The organism is Biformimicrobium ophioploci, from assembly GCF_030270605.1.
Lineage (GTDB): Bacteria > Pseudomonadota > Gammaproteobacteria > Pseudomonadales > Cellvibrionaceae > Biformimicrobium > Biformimicrobium ophioploci.
Map to the genome: position 1 here is coordinate 1 of NZ_BSYJ01000016.1, position 1,270 is coordinate 1,270.

A 1,270-nucleotide genomic window follows, 5' to 3' on the forward strand; every position below is an offset into this window, starting at 1 on the left:
CCAAGTTACCCATGAAAAGTAGACACCTCACTACTACCAAATGAGGGTCTAACCATGACTAAGAAAAAGAAGAACAAGTACAACCACTATACCGAAGATTTCCGCCGTGAAGCCGTGCGGAGGTCTGAGGATCCCAATACCAGTGCTGTCGAGGTCGCAAAGGAACTCGGCATCCATCCTGGCCAGATTTATAACTGGCGCAGGCAGTACAAGCGCCTCTCGGAAAAGCAGTTCAATAGCCTCAACGGGGTGGACTATTCCATGGAAGAGAGCGAAGAAATCCGCAAGCTCAAGCGGCAGCTGGCGGACCTCAAGGAAGAGAATGAATTCCTAAAAAAAGCGACGGCGTACTTCTCCAAAGAAAAGTGGTGAGGTACGCCTACATCGAGTCGCTGCGTGGTGAGCACGCAATTACCAAGATGTGCGCGTGGCTGGGGGTCAGCCGGGCAGGCTATTACAAGTGGCGCAAGTGGGTGCCTAGCGCGCGTGAGAAGCGCCGCCTGTTGGTGGAGAAGGTCGTGGTGAATACCTTCTGGGAGTTCAAGGAGCGCTACGGCGCGCCCCGGCTGAAAGATGAGCTGGAGGACGAGGGCATACCGGCCTGCAAGAACCATATCGCGCAATTATTGGCCAAAAACGGCCTCAGGGCGCGTAATGGCAAAGGATACAAGTACTTTCCGGCCCCAAATGCCCGCAACCATGTCAGTGACAACCTGTTGCGGCGTAATTTCACGGCCAGCAAGCCGGATGAGAAGTGGGTATCGGACATTACCTACATCAAGCTCAACCGGGGCAACGCCTACCTGGCCGTGATCATGGACCTGTATTCGCGTAAGATCATTGGCTGGGCCCTGGATACCTCAATGACCAACCAACTGATCATTGATGCCTTCCAGATGGCCGTGAAGAACCGTGGTGTGGAGCCCGGTCTGATCCTGCATTCGGATCGCGGAGTGCAATACCGCTCTGGTGAGTACCAACACCTGTTGTTGAGCCAGGGCATCCGCCCTAGCATGAGCAGGAAAGGCAATTGTTGGGACAATGCGGTGATTGAGTCATTCTTCGCCAGGCTCAAGGTGGAGTCTTTGTATGCGGAAGACATCACCACCAAAGGAAAGGCGTACTCTTGCGTATTTGAGTACATTGAAATGTTCTACAATCGCAAGCGCCGCCACTCTGCAAATGGGAATATCAGCCCGGAGCAGTATGAACAAAATTACTACGCAAAGTGCGCGTAAAACCGTGTCTACTTTTCGTGGGTAGGATCAGT

2 protein-coding genes are annotated in these 1,270 nt (G+C 53.1%); both read left to right on the forward strand.

The genetic code is table 11. The annotated features are described in order from the left end of the window. Nucleotides 1-54: 54 nt before the first annotated feature. Nucleotides 55-372, forward strand: a complete 318-nt coding sequence (locus tag QSJ80_RS15495; protein ID WP_285765376.1) for a transposase — start codon at nucleotides 55-57, stop codon at nucleotides 370-372. Beyond that, nucleotides 369-1,238 carry an IS3 family transposase gene (locus QSJ80_RS15500; protein ID WP_285765377.1) on the forward strand — a complete coding sequence of 290 codons (870 nt, stop codon included), beginning with the start codon at nucleotides 369-371 and terminating at the stop codon, nucleotides 1,236-1,238. The genes QSJ80_RS15495 and QSJ80_RS15500 overlap by 4 nt, the downstream gene beginning before the upstream one ends. The last annotated feature ends 32 nt before the right edge of the window (nucleotides 1,239-1,270 follow it).